Source organism: Deinococcus sp. AB2017081, from assembly GCF_034440735.1.
Classification (GTDB): domain Bacteria; phylum Deinococcota; class Deinococci; order Deinococcales; family Deinococcaceae; genus Deinococcus; species Deinococcus rufus.
Genome location: NZ_CP140098.1, coordinates 2,825,811 through 2,839,139, shown reverse-complemented (window position 1 = coordinate 2,839,139; position 13,329 = coordinate 2,825,811). Strand labels below are relative to the sequence as shown.

Below are 13,329 nucleotides of genomic sequence, written 5' to 3'. Positions count from 1 at the left end.
GGCACGCGCCGCCGCCGACCGGGGGTGTCACACTGTGGACGATGCTCCGTCAGTTCCTGTGGATTCCCGGTCTGGTGCTCGTCGTGGCCGTCCTGGCCGATATGCTCGTCACGTGTATCCAGTCCGGCGAGGGTCGCCTGAGCCGGGCCATCCACCGACCGCTGTACTGGATCGTCACGACGGCGTCGAGGATCAGTGGGCGGCGCACCTGGCTGTCGTGGAGCACGCCCACCCTGATCGTCGGGACGCTGATCGCATGGACACTGCTGGTGTGGTTCGGCTGGACCCTGATCTTCTGGTCGCAGCCCGGAGCCCTGCTGGGTGCCGAGAGCGGGCAGGCCGCGACCTTTCCGGCCACCTTCTACTTCGTCGGGTACACGCTGAGCACCCTGGGTCTGGGCGAGATCATCGCGCCCGAGACCTTCTGGCGGATCATGACCGACATAGCGTCGATCAACGGCTTCTTCCTGCTGAGTTTCGCCATCACCTTCATCGTGCCCATCGCCCAGGCCCGCAGTGACCGGCGCGAACTGGCCCTGCACCTGCACCGCGCGGGGCCGGATGCCCAGAACCTGATCCTGCGGGCCCACACGGATCACGACCGGGGTCTGCTGAGCCTGACCACGGACCTGCACCTGATCCTGAACCGCATCGATGCGGCGCACCTGAACTCGCCGTACCTGCACCGCTTCCACGATCACGACCGGCAGGACGCCCTGGATCTGACGCTGCCGGCCCTGGGCGAGGCGCTGCTGATCATCCAGGGAGCGCTGGACAGCGACCGCCCACCCGGCCTGCAACGCGCGCTCGCGTCGGTCGACTCGCTGACCCGCACCTTCGAACGCGTGCACCACCAGCCCCTGCCGCCCACTCCACCCCCCCCGGATCTGGACATCCTGCGGGACGCCGGACTGGCCGTGCGCAGTGCGGACGAGTACCGCGAATTCCTGCACACGCACGACGCGCTGCGCCGCCGGCTGGCGGCCATGGCGCATGCCGGTTCCTGGCGCTGGGATCAGGTGGCGCGGGTCGAGAGCCGTCACTCGGCGCGGATCTGAGGGCGTGTCCGGGTCAGTACCAGCACCCGGTCGTCCGGCGCTCCCGCCTCGCCCGTCACCACAAAGCCCACGCGGGCCGCCAGCCGCAGCGACGCCGCGTTCTCCGGGCTGATGATGCAGAAGGTCTCCGCGCCCGGCAGGTGCGCGTCCCGCCAGCCCAGCACCGCGCCCACCGCCTCGCCCGCGTAGCCGCGCCCGTGCGCCCACGGCAGCGTCACCCAGCCCGCCTCGGGAACCGCGTCCAGTTCCGGCTGCCCCGCCAGCAGGTCACGCTTGAAGCGCCCCAGCCCCACCTCGCCCACGAAGCGTCCGGACTCGCGTTCCTCGGCCACCCAGTACCCGAAGCCCAGCAGCGCCCAGTGACCGGGGTGCCGCAGCAGCCGCGTCCACACGTCCTGCCGCGCCAGAGGTTTGCCGCTCGTGTACCGCGTGACCACTGCGTCCTGCCACAGCTCCACGCACGAATCCAGATCGTCCGCGCGGTGCGGGCGCAGCAGCAGGCGCGGAGTGGTGAGGGTGGGGGCGGTGGTCATAACTCGTCGAAATACTCGACATCGACCCGGCGAACGCGGTAAGTCTCCCGCGTAATCACACCGACCCCGTAGTCGATCATCAGGCGCGCCAACGTCGCCCCGTCGATCAGGATGATGTTGCCGATCTGGGCTGCCGTCTTCATTGCTCCGTCGCTGAACGCTGCGGTCGTGATGAAAAAGCCCTTGGACGCCCTGTGATAGGTCAGGCTGCCCGCGAAGGTGCGGATTTCCGGACTATGAACCGGGTTCTGCCATTTCTTGGCCTGAATGTAGACGCGATCCAGGCCCAGCGGATCCTGCTTGATGAGGCCGTCAATGCCGTTGTCTCCACTCTTTCCGATGGCCATTCCTGCGTCCCTCGCGCTGCCCCCGTAGCCCATGGCGACCAGCACGGCCACCACAAGCCGCTCGAATTGCTGCGCTGAGACGGTCTGGATTTGAGTCTGCAATTCTTTGACGAGGGCGTGATCCAGGGTGGCGGAGAGGGCTTCAAGCTGCTCCTCAGGGGAGAGGGTGGGTTGGGCCGCGTCCGGTACGACGGTGACCGTCGAATCGGCGGGCTCCCCGCCTGCCTGGAACTGCTGGAACTCGGGGAAAGCGAGCAGATCGCGTGTCGATACAGTGTTGGGGCGCTGTGCCAGCAGGTTTCTCCCGCGATCCGTAATGGTCACTGTTCCTCTCGATGGGCTGCTCAGAGCACCGGCCTTGAGCAGGTACGTCTTGGCCCACCCGATGCGGTTCGCATACGTGGCCTGCCGTCCGCTCGGCAGCATCTCGGCGAGGTCAGCCTCGGAGAGAGCAAAGTCGCTGGCGAGTCGTGCGTAGAGGTCGCGAACCATCCAGACCTCTCCATCGCTGGCGGCCACGAGAAGCGGTCGCATGAAGGATTGGTAGTCGGGAACGGGCACACCGTAGGCTACCCCAGGAAGATGGGCTGCCCACCTGAAAGTGCCGCGGCTCGCTCAGGTTGACTGTTCGACCTTCGAGCGCCCGCTCAGGCCGGGTTCTTCTCGTTCATCTGGGCTTCGAGCACCACGCGCATGGGCTGTGGTTCGCGGTTCAGAAGCTGGGTCAGGGTGGGGTCGGTGGCCGCGAATTCTTCCCGGCGGCTGGCGTGGAAGAGCCCCATCGTCACGGCGATTCTGTCCTCCGGCATGCCGCGTGCGACCAGCAGAGCCCGGAAGTCGTCATCGGGAACAACCGTGCGGCGGGTGGGATGGCCGGTCAGGGCAGAAAGCAGCTCTCCGATCTGGGCGAGATCAAGTGCGTGCGCGGCCGTCAGGGGTGGCGTGGGGCCGTCAAAGCGTCCCTCATCGGCCAGGATGATCGCGGCGGCCTCCGCCAGATCGGCGTGTGTTGTCCATGACACCGGGCCGTCCTGCGGGGCACTCACCTCGCCTGTCGTCCACGCTGGCCCGAGCAGAAACCGCGCACTGTCGGCATAGAACCCGTTGCGCAGCGACGTGTAGGGCTGACCAGATGCCCGCAGCAGCGCCTCGGTCGCCGCATGAAGGCGCATGGGCGGAAACAGCGAGTCCTCGCTGGCGGCCATGTGACTCGTGTACAGCACCCGCTGGGCACCGGCACTCCACGCGGCCTCGAAGGCGGTGCGGTGCAGGCGCAGCCCGTCCTCGCCCAGAACGCCCGACGACACCACCAGTACCTGTGTGGCGCCTTCAAAGGCGTGGCGCAGGGCGTCTGGATCGGCAAAATCGCCCTGCCTGACCCGGACGCCACGCTGGGCGAGCTCCTGCGCCCGGTCTGGATCGCGGACGCTGACCCCGACCTGCCCGGCCGGCACCCGCGTCAGCAATTCCTCTGTGATGGCCCTGCCCAGTTTGCCTGTTGCTCCAGTCACGATGATCATCGATACCTCCCTTTGAATATCACTGATAACACTACACGTTTCCAGCGATAACAGATGAGGAGTACAGAGCCTTGGGTGCAGCTCCGGCCGGCGGCCTCTATAGTCGGCACATGACCACCGCACCCCCGGACACCGTGGTCGACGGGCAGCGGGAGCGCATTGTGGACGCGGCCATCGCCCTGCTGATCCGCGATGGCCGCGACGCCCTGACCACGCGCAATGTGGCCGCCGCTGCCGGCGTGCAGGCCCCGACGCTCTACCGGCTGTTCGGCGACAAACGCGGACTGCTGGACGCCGTGGCCGAGCAGGGCTTCGCCCGGTACCTGCACCAGAAACAGGGCAGCGCAAGCGGCAAAGACCCGCTGGATGACCTGCGCGACGGGTGGAACCTGCATGTGGCGTTCGGTCTGTCACACCCGGCCATCTACGTGCTGATGGTGGGCGATCCGCGTCCAGATCGCGCACTCCCGGCCGACACCGCCGGCCGGGGCTACCTCCATCGGAAGATCCGGGCACTGGCCCAGGCCGGGCAGTTGCGGGTCAGCGAGGAGCAGGCGGCCCAGCTGTTCCATGCGGCAGGCAGCGGTGTGGTGCTCACCCTCCTGTCCCTGCCCGAAGACCAGCGAGACCTCAGCCTGTCGGTACTGGCACGCGAGAGTGTGCTGGCAACCATGACTGGCGGCGCGGCCCCGCGAAGCGGCACAGGGCTGTCACAGGCCGCCGTGACCCTGAACGCCCTGTTGCCGGAGTCGGCGGCCCTCTCCGCCGCCGAACGCCTGCTCATGACCGAATGGCTCACTCGCATCGCTACGCCTGCTCTGGAGGAAAGGCGACAATCCTGACGGCACCGTCCTGGGCGAACCACTGCGCATTCACGATGCCGTCCACTCCCGACGGAAGCTGCACCCGCTGCCGGGCGACAGTCAGGTTTTCTGGAGGCTCCTCCTGAACGAAAGGCCGCCCACCCGAAGGTGAAGCGACCCCATCGTTCGACTCTGAAGCTTCGTTCAGTCCGTGTACGCCCCGACGCTCGCGCTGCTGACCAGCTTGGCGTACTTGGCGAGCACGCCGCGCCTGTACCTCGGCTCCGGCTGCACCCACGCGGCGCGGCGGCGCTCGATCTCAGCGTCATCAACGTGCAGCGTCAGTTGCAGCGTCTCGGCGTTCAGTTCGATGGTGTCGCCCTCGTGCACCAGGGCAATCGTGCCGCCGACGAAGGCCTCGGGCGCGACGTGGCCCACGACCAGGCCGAAGGTGCCGCCACTGAAGCGCCCGTCGGTGATCAGGCCCACGCTGTCGCCCAGGCCCTTGCCGATGATCGCGCTGGTGGGGGAGAGCATCTCGCGCATGCCGGGGCCGCCTTTGGGGCCTTCATAGCGGATCACGAGCACGTCGCCGGCCCGGATCTGGTCGGCCATGATCGCGTGCATGCACTCCTCTTCACTGTCGAACACGCGGGCGGGGCCGGTGATCTTGATGCTCTTCAGGCCGCTGATCTTGGCGACACTGCCCTCCTCGGCGAGGTTCCCGCGCAGGATGGCGAGGTGCCCCTCGGTGTAGATCGGCTGGTCGTAGGGGCGGATCACGTCCTGCCCGGCGTCCGGCGCGTCCTTCTCGTCCGCGAGGTTCTCGGCGACCGTCTTGCCGGTCACGGTCAGGCAGTCGCCGTGGAGCAGGCCCTCCTTCAGCAGCATCTTCATCACGCGCGGGATGCCGCCGACCTCGTGCAGGTCGGTCGCCACGTACTGCCCGCTGGGCTTGAGGTCACAGAACACGGGGGTGGCCTCGCGGATGCGCTCGAAGTCGGCGAGCGTCAGGTCGATGTCGCAGGCGTGCGCGATCGCCATGAGGTGCAGCACGGCGTTGGTGCTGCCGCCCACGGCCATGATCACGGTGATGGCGTTCTCGAAGGCCTTCTTGGTCAGGATGTCCAGCGGGCGGATGTCCTGCTCGATGAGTTTCAGCAGGGCGCGGGCGGAGTCGGCAGAGGACACGGCCTTCTCGGCGTCCACGGCGCTCATGGTGCTGGAATACGGCAGGCTCATGCCCATGGCCTCGAAGGCGCTGGACATGGTGTTCGCGGTGTACATGCCGCCGCAGCTGCCGTTGCCGGGGCACGCGCGCTTCTCGATCTCGGTGAAGTCCTCGCGGGAGATCTTGCCCGCGCCGTAGGCTCCCACGGCCTCGAACACGGACACGATGGTCAGGTCTTTTCCGTCGTAGTGGCCGGGTTTGATGGTGCCGCCGTACACGAACACCGCCGGGATGTTCAGGCGGGCAATGCCGATCATGGCCCCCGGCATGTTCTTGTCGCAGCCGCCGACCACGATCACGCCGTCGTGGCTCTGCCCGCGGCTGACCGTCTCGATAGAGTCCGCGATCACCTCGCGGCTCACCAGCGAGCACTTCATGCCCTCGGTGCCCATGCTGATGCCGTCGGACACGGTGATCGTGCCGTAGATCTGCGGCATGCCGCCGCCCTCGCGGATGGCCCCCGTGATGTGGTCGGCGAGTTCGCCCAGCCCGTTGTTGCATGGCGTGATGTTGCTCTGCGCGTGCGCCACGCCGATGATCGGCTTCTCGAAGTCGCCGTCCTCGAAGCCCACGGCGCGCAGCATCGCGCGGTTCGGGGCGCGCTCGTCGCCCTGGGTGACGTGGTGGCTGTTCCAGTTGAGCTGCTTCTTGCCCGTGGTGGTCATGCCTCAGGCTACTCCCAGAGTGCCGGTGACCACTCCGGAGGTCTAAGGGTCTGTGCGGCTGACCGGAACCGGCCGGTCTGCGGACGTCCATGCGAAACCCGACACGGCGCGGCGGCAGCGTCGCCCGGGTGGCAAGTCGTAAGGCAGCGCCTGAACCGGCTCAGTAAGATTCGTGTCGCACCACGCCGCCTACCGTGCGGTGGTGCCTGAACGACTGCCTGAGCTGGGAGAACCGGTCGGTGAACTGCATAGTTTCACCCAGAACGCCGGGCCGCTCCGGGTGCTGTTCATGTCCGAGCTGCGCCCACCCCTGGGCGAGGCGGTGGGCGGGCGCAGCGCCTCGCTCCAGCAGTGCATCGTCAGCGACGCCACGCGGGCCGGCGACGCCATCCTGATCATGGGAGAGACCGCGCCCAACCTCGTGGTCATGCAGCTGTCGGCCGGCCAGCCCGACGCGGCCGCGCTGCTGGAGCATGCCCGGTTGTCGTGGCCGCAGACGGCGTTCCTGGCCTTCACGGCGGGGCCGGATGTGAACGCTCACCCCCTGGTCGAGACCTATGGCGACATGACCTGCCTGACCTCGCCGGATCTCGCGTCCCTGCACGCGGCGGTCGAGCAGGAACTCCAGCGGCTGTGTTTCGGTCTGATCCGGGGGGTGTCGCTGCCAAACCTGCTTCAGATGTTGCACTGGGAGCGGCGCAGCGTATCCCTGCTCGTCCGGCGCGGCGAGGGCCGGGCGTGGGGTCGTCTGCACCTGCGGGCCGGCGACATCGTCGACGCCTATGTGCACGAGTCCGGGCAGGCCGGCGAGACCGCCGCACTGGAGCTGCTGTCGTGGGAGCACGCGGTCACCACGCTGGAGCGCTCGTACCGCAACCAGCACACCGTGATCCGTACCCCGCTCCAGGGCCTGCTGATGGAAGCCATGAAGCGGCAGGACGAGTCGAGCCGCGCGCCTCCCACTGTGGCGGAGGCCGGCCCGACTGAGAACACGGATCCGTCCTCCGGCACGGTGCCCCCGCCCTCCACCCCGTCGTCTCTCCGCCAGCCCGAGCCGCTGCGCGATTCCACCCCCCGTGAGGTCTGTGCTATGTCGAACATCAACGCCACCCTGGAAACGGCCCTGAACACCATCGACGGAGCGTTGGCTGCCGCCCTGGTCGACCACAGCAGCGGCATGCCGCTGGGCAAGATGGGCAGCGGCGTCAATCTGGACATGGCCGCCGCCGGCAACACCGAGGTCGTCCGCGCCAAGCTCCGCACCATGGAGATGCTGGGCATCAAGGGTGGCATCGAGGACATCCTGATCACGCTCGACACGCAGTACCACATCCTGTACCTGATTCCCAGGCAGCCGCTGTTCCTGTATCTGGTGCTCAACCGCGACCGCGCGAACCTGGCCATGGCCCGCTTCAAGCTCAAGGCGCTGGGCAGCGAACTGACCATCTGATTGGCCCCCACCGCGGTTTGGCCGCGTACGGCACAGGCCCCGTCTCCGTGTGGAGGGCGGGGCCGTCTGGGATCAGCGGGGATCAGCCGATGTTCAGCCCCACGTCGAAGGTTGCCGCATAGCCCCTGCTGGCATCACCCTTCACGTCCAGCAGGAGCTGGTTCCCACCGTTGCGGTAGATCCCGTCGGTGGCGTTGGGCGTGTCGGCCTTCGTGCCCTTCTGGCGGTAGGGCGCGCGGGCGAACACGGCCGTGTTCACGTTCTCGGGGAAGAACAGCTGTGAGGTGAACTCGCCTGTGGCCCTTCCACTGGCGTCGAGCGGGCGCAGCTTGAAGTGGATGTGTACCGCCCGGCCCTGGTACCACCCCGGATAGATGGTCGTGAACCTCGCCCGGCCCTGCGCGTCCGTGACCTGCGAGCCGCGCAGGAAGTCCCCGGTGTTGCCCTGCACGTCCGAATACACGCCCAGCGCGTCGCAGTGCCACACGTCGATCAGGACGCCGCTGCGCGGCGTGCAGCCGCCTACCGCGACCCGGCTGACCACGAAGCTCAGGGTGAGCGGGACGCCGGCACTCAGCCTGCCCGTGGTGCTGTCCCTGCGGATGTCCGAACGGCGCGGCTCGCTCTCGACGAAATACGGCCCCTCGGTCATGGCCGGGCGCACCACGCAGCCGGGCAGGCCGGCCGCGCCGCTCGTGCCGGCGCTGGTGCCCCCGGCCCCTGACATCCCCCCGGGGCCGCCGCCTCGCTGGGCGAGCACACCACCCGCACCCAGGGCAGCGGCCCCACCCCCCAGGCCCAGCAGGCGCAGGGCACGGCGGCGGCTCAGGATCGTGCCGGTCATCCCATCGTCGGTGTCCCCGTCCAGATGGAGTGGGCTCAGGTCGGGTCGGTCGCTCGGGTTCATGTCGGGCCTCCTGTGGGCGGAGTGCCCGCCTGCACTGATGGTGCACCGTGCGGGTTAGCACACGGTTGGAAGGCGCGGGCGTGATCCTGCTCCGGTCGATCCGGCACCCGCAGGACGGAGGGGACAGGCACCGTCGTCCCTGTCCCCACTGTCCCGGTCTTCCCGTGGCCTCAGTTCGAGGGCGGCGTGGCCGGTTCGGCCGGCGTCGCGGGGGCCGGCGTGGCCGGCGCGGTGCCGGGAGCGGGCGCCGCTGCCGGTGCGGGCGCCGGGGCCGCGACCGTGACCACCTCGGGGCGCGACTCGATCTTCAGCTTGGCGATCTGGGTGTCCAGGTAGCGCTGCGCGGCCTCGCGGCCGAGCTGCTCGCGGATCAGGGGCGCCGCGTCGGCGGCGGGGGTCACGCCGGCCTCGGTGCGCTTGGTGACGACCAGCACGTGCCAGCCGAACTGCGACTGCACGGTCTGCACGGCGCCGACCTTGCCAGTGAAGGTCGCGCGGTCGAAGGTCTCGACCATCTGGCCGGGGCCGAAGCAGCCCAGGTCGCCGCCCTGGGGAGCGCTGCCGGGATCCTGGCTCTTGTCGGCGGCGACCTTCGCGAAGTCCGCGCCGGCCGCAAGGTCGGCCACGATGGTCTGGGCCTCGGCCTGGGTGGGCACCAGGATGTGCTTGGCGCACGCCTCGGCCGCTTTCGCGAACTTGGCCTTGTTCAGGTTGTAGAAGCCCGACACGACCGCGTCCCCGAAGGTAAAGCGGCTCTGGAGCGTCTGGAGATACGCGCCCACGACGGCCTGCCGCTCCAGTTCCACCCGCAGATCGTCGCTGCCGGTATACCCGGTGCCGTTCAGGGCGTCCTGGAAAGCCTGATCAGACTCGAAGTCGGCGCGGGCATCCTGAACCTGCTGATCCAGCGCCGCCGGATCGGCGGTGGTGTTCACGCGGGCCAGCTGGTACGTGGCGCGGTCGCGCAGGTACTGGGTCAGGAACTCGGGGCGGGCCGACGCGAATTCGGTCAGGTAGGAGTCCTCAAAGGGGATGCCCTGGGCATTGACCACGCGGGCCGCCGCCAGCCGGAACGCCCGCTCGAATTCCCCGAGGGTGACATTCTCGGTGCCGACCGTGCCGACCAGCGTGGCCGGATCCTTGGCCGGCGCAGCGGGGGCCGGCGCCGCGGGAGCCGGCGCGGGAGTGGTCGTGGCCGGGGGCGTGGCCGGCGTGGACGGGGCAGGCGTGGTCTGGGCACCGGCCGCGCCGCCCAGCAGGGCGATGGTCAGCAGAAGTTGTTTCACGTTGCCCACTGTAGCGTTCCTGGCCCGTGGCCGATTAAGGGCGGGGTGAACGTCCTGAGCGGGCTGCTACAATCCCCCCCGTGCGCCTGACGTTAGTCGAGACCAGCGATCCCCGCGTGTACGACGACGTGGTCGCCCAGCTGCCCATCACCAGTGCCCTGCAGGGCTGGGGCTACGGCGAGGCCCGGCGCGTGCTCGGGCACGTTCCCCAGCGCTACCTGATCCAGGAGGCGGGCCGTACGGTCGGTGCGGTGCAGCTGCTGCGCCGGCGGCTCGTCCCCGGCCTGAGCACCCTGTATGCCCCGCGTGGCCCCGCCCTGGAGAGCCTGGATCTGCTGCCGGACGTCGCGCACGCGCTGCGCCGGGTGGCACGGCCGACCGACGCCCTGCTGAAGATCGAGCCGCCGGTACCCCTCCCGGCGGTGGACGGCGCGGTCATCCCGGACGCCTATGGCCCCTTCCGCCGCGCGGAGAGCGAACAGCCCGAGCACACGATCATCGCTGACCTGACCCGCAGCGAGAAGGAAATGTTCGATGGCCTGTCCAGCATGGCCCGCCGCAACGTCCGCGCCGCCGAGAAGCAGGGCGTGGTGGCGGGCCGCGATGACGACTTCGACGCCTTCTGGGAGATCTTCACCGCCACCAACGACCGCGCGAAGCTGGGGGCCTTTCCCCGGAAGTACTACGAGACCATGCTGCGCGAGGGTAGTGGACACGGCGGCGAGGCCTACCTCGTACTGTCGCGCTCCCAGGGCCGGGCGCTGGCGGGCGGCTTCTTCCTGGGCATGGGGAAGGGGACGTCGTACCTGTTTGGCGGCAGCATCCGCGATGACCGCGTGGACGACGTGGGGCAGCCCCTGAAGGATGCCAAGGCCCCCGATGCGTTCTACTGGAACGCCATGCTCGACGCGAAACGGCGTGGCTACGAGCTGTTCGACTTCTGGGGCATTCCGCGCGTCCTGGACGAGTCCAAGCACTCCTATGGCGTCTTCCGGATGAAGCTCAAGTTCAGCGAGCAGCGCGTGTGGTATCCCGCGTATGACCTCGTGCTGAACCCCGCCGCCCCGGCCATCGTGAAGGCGCTGCGCTGGCGCAAGACCCGCAACAACCTCCGCAAGCGCGGCAGCGCCGACGACGTCCTGTAAGGGCAGCGAGGAGGTCTGGGGAACGACGGGCGGGCACCCCCGCCCCGCGTTCAGTTCAGCGTCCTGGCCGAACTGGGCACCATACCCAGCAGCAGCTCCAGGCGGTCGATCACGGTCGGAGCCCGCAGCACGTCCTCGCGCTGAGCGCCGTCCAGGGGCAGCACGTTGGCAGCGAAACTCGCCATGAGCAGGGGATCGGCCGGCGCTCCCTGACGGATCTCGTCGGCGTCGGCGGGGCGCAGCCGCAGCAGGGCGGCAAGCATCTGCTGGGCGCTGGCGTGTTCGGCATCCGGGCCGACGCCGCTGTCCTCCAGGGGCCACCGCCGCACGTCGGCGCTCAGGTACGGACGATCCAGATGGAACTCGGTGACCTCGAAGCGGTCGCCGCCGACCACCAGGATCGTGCTGGTGCCGTCGTCATGGAGCTGCGCCTGCTTCAGGTGGGCCAGGGTTCCGACCCGCGACACGCGCTCCTCGAAGGGCCTGGGGGATTCCTGCGAGGACGCCAGCACCCGCACGATGCCGAACGGAGAGCCCGTGTCCTGAACGTCCCGCAGCAGCGCCCGGTAGCGTTCCTCGAAGACGTACAGCGGCAGGGCCACGCCAGGGAACAGCACCAGATTGGGCAGGGGAAACAGGGGGACGAACATGCTGCCAGTCATCGTGGGCCTGTTCCGTCACGCGGACTTGCGTAAAAGGTACACATGCCGGCCACGGCTCCGTTCACTCGCTGCCGTCAGGATCGGCAGTTTTTCTCCGGCGGCGGGTGGGGGGCGGCGGCGCGTTCCAGGCCTGGAGCTGCGCGTGGGTGGCCCCCAGGCCCGTCAGGGTCACGGTGTCCTGCGGCGTGAGTCCCGCGCCGCGCAGCAGTTCCGGTCGGCGCTCCAGGGTGCGGGCGAGCGCCTGTGCCCGCCGCCACGCCGCGATGGCCCCGTGGTTTCCGCCGCGCAGCACGTCCGGCACCTCCAGGCCATTCCATTCGGGCGGGCGCGTGTATTCGGGGTAGTCCAGCAGGCCGGAGCTGAAGGAATCGGCGCGGTGCGAGTCGGGATCACCGATCACTCCCGGCACCAGCCGCGCCACGGCCTCCAGCACGCACGCGGCGGCGGCCTCGCCCCCCATCATCACGAAGTCCCCGATGCTGAGCTGGCGGGTGACCAGGGTGTCCACGCGGGCATCGAAGCCCTCGTAGCGGCCACACAGCAGTGCCAGGTGCGTGCGGGTCGCGAACTCCTCGGCGAGCGCCTGCGTGAACGGCTGGCCGGCTGGGGTCAGCAGGATCACCTCGTCGGCCGGGGGCACGCTGTCCAGGGCGCGTGCCGTGACATCGGCGCGGATCACCATGCCTGCGCCGCCGCCGTAGGGGGTGTCGTCGACCTTCAGGTGGCGGTTGCCCGCGAACCCGCGCATGTCCACGAGATTCACGTCGATTAGCCCACGTGACCGCGCCTTGCCCACGATCGCCTCCTGGGCGTAGGGGGCCAGGAGTTCCGGGAACAGGGTCAGGAACGAAAAGGTCAGCATTCAGGCCACGGGGGCGTCGTCCGGGTCGGCGTTCGCGGTGTCCAGCAGATCCTCGGGCGCGTCGGCGGTGAGGGACAGCGAGGCCGGGCGGCCGCGCGCGTTCAGGACGACCACCACATACGGCGCCTGGAGAGGCACCAGCGCGTCGCCGGCGCTGTGGCGCACCACCAGCACGTCCTGATGGCCCATGTCCCGCACGTCCACCACCTCGCCCTGCACGGTGCCGTCCGGGCCGCTCACGCTCAGGCCGCGCAGCTCGTGGTAGTAGTACACGCCCGGTTCCGGTGCCGGCAGTTCCGCGTCGGCCGCGTAGACCCCCAGGCCGCGCATGGCCTCTGCCGCGTCACGGGATGCGACCCCGGCCAGATGCAGCGCCACCCCCTGCGTCAGCGGCTCGACCCGGCGGATCTTCAGCCAGCCACGCTCCTCCACGTACACCCGCTCCAGTGCCCGGAACTGGGCCGGATCGCCCAGCACGTAGACCTTGATGCCGCCCTGCACGCCGTGTGGCCCCAGCAGGTGTCCCAGACGGGTTGTCTCCGTGTCCGTCACTGCTTGCGGGGGGCGTCCAGATCGACGTTCACGCGTTCGCGGGGATCGCTGGCCGCCCGAACCAGCGTGCGGATCGCCTGGATCACGCGGCCCTGGCGGCCGATCAGGCGGCCTTCCTCGCCCGGCGCGACCCGCACGATCACGGTCGGCCCCCGCCGCGACACGCGCACCAGCGGCGGCTGATCCACCACGCTCTGGGCCAGGTACAGGGTCAGGTCGACGGGATCGCTCTTCATGCCCGGCATTGTAGTGCAGCGGTATCACCCAGGGCAGACCACAAAAAAGGCTCCCGCAGGAGCCTGATCTGT

Annotated in this window: 14 protein-coding genes; 4 read left to right on the top strand and 10 right to left on the bottom strand. The window is 69.1% G+C overall.

Annotated elements, in window-relative coordinates; translation table 11 throughout:
* Nucleotides 1-41: 41 nt before the first annotated feature.
* On the top strand, nucleotides 42-1,058 hold the full coding sequence (locus tag U2P90_RS13810) for an ion channel (protein WP_322472587.1): 1,017 nt from the start codon (nucleotides 42-44) through the stop codon (nucleotides 1,056-1,058).
* Here U2P90_RS13810 and U2P90_RS13805 read toward each other — a convergent pair.
* The 3 genes from U2P90_RS13805 to U2P90_RS13795 form a co-directional block, all read right to left on the bottom strand.
* Nucleotides 1,040-1,591, bottom strand: a complete 552-nt coding sequence (locus U2P90_RS13805) for a GNAT family N-acetyltransferase (protein WP_322472586.1) — start codon at nucleotides 1,589-1,591, stop codon at nucleotides 1,040-1,042. The two genes, U2P90_RS13810 and U2P90_RS13805, sit on opposite strands and share 19 nt — an antisense overlap.
* Nucleotides 1,588-2,499, bottom strand: coding sequence for a restriction endonuclease (locus U2P90_RS13800; protein WP_322472585.1), 912 nt, complete (start codon nucleotides 2,497-2,499; stop codon nucleotides 1,588-1,590). Before U2P90_RS13800 ends, U2P90_RS13805 begins: the two co-directional genes overlap by 4 nt.
* An 86-nt stretch (nucleotides 2,500-2,585) precedes the next feature.
* Nucleotides 2,586-3,458: an NAD(P)H-binding protein gene (locus U2P90_RS13795; RefSeq protein ID WP_322472584.1), complete on the bottom strand. Its 873-nt coding sequence runs from the start codon at nucleotides 3,456-3,458 to the stop codon at nucleotides 2,586-2,588.
* A gap of 110 nt (nucleotides 3,459-3,568) precedes the next feature.
* Between U2P90_RS13795 and U2P90_RS13790 the strand changes: the two genes are divergently transcribed.
* Nucleotides 3,569-4,300 carry a TetR/AcrR family transcriptional regulator gene (locus U2P90_RS13790; protein WP_322472583.1) on the top strand — a complete coding sequence of 244 codons (732 nt, stop codon included), beginning with the start codon at nucleotides 3,569-3,571 and terminating at the stop codon, nucleotides 4,298-4,300.
* Nucleotides 4,301-4,465: 165 nt separating this feature from the next.
* Here U2P90_RS13790 and ilvD read toward each other — a convergent pair whose 3' ends face one another.
* A complete protein-coding gene (gene ilvD, locus U2P90_RS13785) occupies nucleotides 4,466-6,157 on the bottom strand; it encodes a dihydroxy-acid dehydratase (RefSeq protein ID WP_322472582.1) in 1,692 nt (563 codons plus the stop codon).
* Between the two features lie 202 nt (nucleotides 6,158-6,359).
* On the opposite strand from ilvD, the gene U2P90_RS13780 reads away from it, so the two are divergent.
* Nucleotides 6,360-7,607 carry a DUF4388 domain-containing protein gene (locus U2P90_RS13780; protein ID WP_322472581.1) on the top strand — a complete coding sequence of 416 codons (1,248 nt, stop codon included), beginning with the start codon at nucleotides 6,360-6,362 and terminating at the stop codon, nucleotides 7,605-7,607.
* Nucleotides 7,608-7,689: 82 nt separating this feature from the next.
* Here the strand turns inward: U2P90_RS13780 and U2P90_RS13775 are convergent, their stop codons facing one another.
* Both U2P90_RS13775 and U2P90_RS13770 read right to left on the bottom strand, forming a co-directional pair.
* Complete coding sequence (locus U2P90_RS13775) at nucleotides 7,690-8,514, bottom strand: intradiol ring-cleavage dioxygenase (RefSeq protein WP_322472580.1); 825 nt, start codon at nucleotides 8,512-8,514, stop codon at nucleotides 7,690-7,692.
* Nucleotides 8,515-8,684: 170 nt separating this feature from the next.
* Nucleotides 8,685-9,800, bottom strand: coding sequence for a peptidylprolyl isomerase (locus U2P90_RS13770; protein ID WP_322472579.1), 1,116 nt, complete (start codon nucleotides 9,798-9,800; stop codon nucleotides 8,685-8,687).
* A gap of 80 nt (nucleotides 9,801-9,880) precedes the next feature.
* On the opposite strand from U2P90_RS13770, the gene U2P90_RS13765 reads away from it, so the two are divergent.
* Nucleotides 9,881-10,945 (top strand): lipid II:glycine glycyltransferase FemX, encoded by a 1,065-nt coding sequence (locus tag U2P90_RS13765; protein ID WP_322472578.1) that lies wholly within the window; start codon nucleotides 9,881-9,883, stop codon nucleotides 10,943-10,945.
* A gap of 50 nt (nucleotides 10,946-10,995) precedes the next feature.
* Here U2P90_RS13765 and U2P90_RS13760 read toward each other — a convergent pair whose 3' ends face one another.
* The 4 genes from U2P90_RS13760 to U2P90_RS13745 all read right to left on the bottom strand — a co-directional run bounded on the left by U2P90_RS13760 (nucleotide 10,996) and on the right by U2P90_RS13745 (nucleotide 13,257).
* Entirely contained in the window at nucleotides 10,996-11,595 is a 600-nt protein-coding gene (locus U2P90_RS13760) for an LON peptidase substrate-binding domain-containing protein (RefSeq protein ID WP_295815825.1), read from the bottom strand.
* Between the two features lie 73 nt (nucleotides 11,596-11,668).
* Nucleotides 11,669-12,469, bottom strand: a complete 801-nt coding sequence (trmD, locus tag U2P90_RS13755) for a tRNA (guanosine(37)-N1)-methyltransferase TrmD (RefSeq protein ID WP_295815827.1) — start codon at nucleotides 12,467-12,469, stop codon at nucleotides 11,669-11,671.
* Nucleotides 12,470-13,021: a ribosome maturation factor RimM gene (rimM, locus tag U2P90_RS13750; protein ID WP_322472577.1), complete on the bottom strand. Its 552-nt coding sequence runs from the start codon at nucleotides 13,019-13,021 to the stop codon at nucleotides 12,470-12,472. It abuts the gene before it with no gap.
* On the bottom strand, nucleotides 13,018-13,257 hold the full coding sequence (locus U2P90_RS13745; protein ID WP_295815830.1) for a KH domain-containing protein: 240 nt from the start codon (nucleotides 13,255-13,257) through the stop codon (nucleotides 13,018-13,020). Before U2P90_RS13745 ends, rimM begins: the two co-directional genes overlap by 4 nt.
* Nucleotides 13,258-13,329 lie beyond the last annotated feature (72 nt).

What these genes read in the sequence shown, in the direction of transcription:
- U2P90_RS13790 (WP_322472583.1), top strand. Translation starts at nt 3,569, where the DNA reads ATGACCACCGCACCCCCGGACACCGTGGTCGACGGGCAGCGGGAGCGC.
- U2P90_RS13760 (WP_295815825.1), bottom strand. Translation starts at nt 11,595, where the DNA reads ATGTTCGTCCCCCTGTTTCCCCTGCCCAATCTGGTGCTGTTCCCTGGC.
- U2P90_RS13795 (WP_322472584.1), bottom strand. Translation starts at nt 3,458, where the DNA reads ATGATCATCGTGACTGGAGCAACAGGCAAACTGGGCAGGGCCATCACA.
- U2P90_RS13805 (WP_322472586.1), bottom strand. Translation starts at nt 1,591, where the DNA reads ATGACCACCGCCCCCACCCTCACCACTCCGCGCCTGCTGCTGCGCCCG.
- ilvD (WP_322472582.1), bottom strand. Translation starts at nt 6,157, where the DNA reads ATGACCACCACGGGCAAGAAGCAGCTCAACTGGAACAGCCACCACGTC.
- trmD (WP_295815827.1), bottom strand. Translation starts at nt 12,469, where the DNA reads ATGCTGACCTTTTCGTTCCTGACCCTGTTCCCGGAACTCCTGGCCCCC.
- U2P90_RS13775 (WP_322472580.1), bottom strand. Translation starts at nt 8,514, where the DNA reads ATGAACCCGAGCGACCGACCCGACCTGAGCCCACTCCATCTGGACGGG.
- U2P90_RS13810 (WP_322472587.1), top strand. Translation starts at nt 42, where the DNA reads ATGCTCCGTCAGTTCCTGTGGATTCCCGGTCTGGTGCTCGTCGTGGCC.
- U2P90_RS13745 (WP_295815830.1), bottom strand. Translation starts at nt 13,257, where the DNA reads ATGAAGAGCGATCCCGTCGACCTGACCCTGTACCTGGCCCAGAGCGTG.